The 2,021-nt window shown below is 73.2% G+C and carries 2 protein-coding genes; both read left to right on the forward strand.

The window, feature by feature from the left end; genetic code table 11:
• Positions 1-79: 79 nt before the first annotated feature.
• Positions 80-961, forward strand: coding sequence for an SGNH/GDSL hydrolase family protein (locus GA0115259_RS36865; protein WP_093604865.1), 882 nt, complete (start codon positions 80-82; stop codon positions 959-961).
• On the forward strand, positions 958-2,021 hold a 1,064-nt coding region (locus GA0115259_RS36870; RefSeq protein WP_272921282.1), incomplete at its 3' end, for a hydantoinase/oxoprolinase family protein. The genes GA0115259_RS36865 and GA0115259_RS36870, both read left to right, overlap by 4 nt.

A 2,021-nucleotide genomic window follows, 5' to 3' on the forward strand; every position in this document is an offset into this window, starting at 1 on the left:
CGGGACATCGGCCGTGGCCGCGCCCGGGCCGGGAACGCACGGCGGCGTCGGCCTCCGTAAGGAGGGCGTCGTCGCGTCCGTGCGGGCGTTGCGGTTCGCCGCGCTCGGGGACTCGCTGACCGCCGGGATCGGTGATCCCGTGGACGGCGGATGGCGGGGCTGGGCCGCGCTGCTCGGCGGGGCCCTCGGGCCCGCCCGGCCCGCCGGTGCCGAGGGCGAGAGCGGCGTACGGTTCCACAACTTCGCCGTCAGCGGCGCGCTGACCCGCGATGTCGACGAGCAGCAGGTCCCGGCCGTCCTCGACTTCGGACCCGACATCGCGTCCGTCGTCGTCGGCGTCAACGACACGCTCCGCTGCGCCTTCGACATCCAGGACATCGCCCAGCGTCTCGACCGCGTCTGCGCAGCCCTCGCCGCGCGCGGGGCCGTCCTGCTGACCACCTGCCTGCCGGATCCGGGGACCATGCTCGGGCTGCCTCTGCCGCTCGCCCGGCCGCTCGCACGGCGGCAGCGCGCGCTCAACGCCGTCGTACACGCCCTGGCCGCGCGGTACGACACCGTTCATCTGCACATGGCCGACGCCGCCTGGGTCAACGACCGGTCCCTGTGGAGCGCCGACCGGTTGCATCCCGGTGAGCGCGGGCACCGGATGATCGCCGCGCGTTTCCACGCGCCGCTCGCCGCCCGGGGGCTGGCCATCGGCCCGCCGCCTTCCCTGACGGCCGATCAGCCCTCGCCCAGCCGTGCCGCCGTGATGCGGTGGCTGGCGACCAAGGGAGCGGCCTGGGTGGCGCGCCGCTGCCAGGACCTCCTGCCCGAGCTGCTGCGACTCGCGGGGGACGAGCTACGGCACTGGGCCCGTGGCACCAGCGCCCGTCTCGACGTCCATGCAGAACAGGCACTCTCCCGCGCGCTCGCCACCCTCTCCCCGGGTGCTCCCCGCGCGAGAATGGGGGAATGACCGGGCGCTGGGAATTCTGGATCGACCGGGGCGGCACCTTCACCGATGTGGTGGGCAGGCGTCCCGACGGAGAGCTGGTCACCAGGAAGCTGCTCTCGCACCATCCCGAGCGGTACCGGGACGCGGCGGTCGCCGGTGTCCGGCTGCTGCTCGGGCTCGGTCCGTACGATCCGGTCCCGGCCGACCGGATCGCCGTCGTGAAGATGGGGACGACCGTCGCCACGAACGCGCTCCTTGAGAGACGTGGTGAGCCGACCGTCCTCCTCATCACCGAGGGATTCCGGGACGCTCTGCGGATCGCGTACCAGAACCGGCCGCGGCTCTTTGACCGCAGGATCGTGCTGCCCGAAGCGGTGTACGAGCGTGTCATCGAGGTTCCCGAGCGGATCGACGCGCACGGCGTGACCGTACGGCCGCTCGAACTGGACACCGTCACCGAGCGGCTGCGCGCGGCCCACCGGGACGGCTTCCGCAGCGCCGCCGTCGTCCTGATGCACGGCTACCGCCACTCCGCGCACGAGAGCGCCGTCGCCGAGGCCGCCCGCGCGGCCGGATTCACCCAGGTGAGCTGCTCGCACGAGGTCAGTCCGCTGATCAAGCTGGTGCCGCGCGGCGACACCACCGTCGTGGACGCCTATCTCTCGCCGATCCTGCGCCGCTATGTCGACGAGGTCGCCCAGGAACTGCGCGGTGTCCGGCTGATGTTCATGCAGTCCAACGGCGGGCTGCGGGCGGCGGCCCACTTCCGCGGCAAGGACGCCGTGCTCTCGGGACCGGCCGGCGGAGTCGTCGGTATGGCCCGTACGGCGCGGCAGGCCGGCTTCGACCGTGTCATCGGCTTCGACATGGGCGGCACCTCCACCGATGTCTCGCACTACGCGGGCGAGTTCGAGCGGGAGTTCGGCACGCAGGTGGCCGGTGTCCGGATGCGCGCTCCGATGATGAACATCCACACCGTCGCGGCGGGCGGCGGCTCCGTTCTCCACTTCGACGGTCAGCGCTACCGCGTCGGCCCCGACTCGGCGGGCGCCGTGCCGGGCCCGGCCTGCTACCGGCGCGG

The organism is Streptomyces sp. MnatMP-M17 (genome assembly GCF_900091995.1).
Classification (GTDB): Bacteria; Actinomycetota; Actinomycetes; order Streptomycetales; family Streptomycetaceae; genus Streptomyces.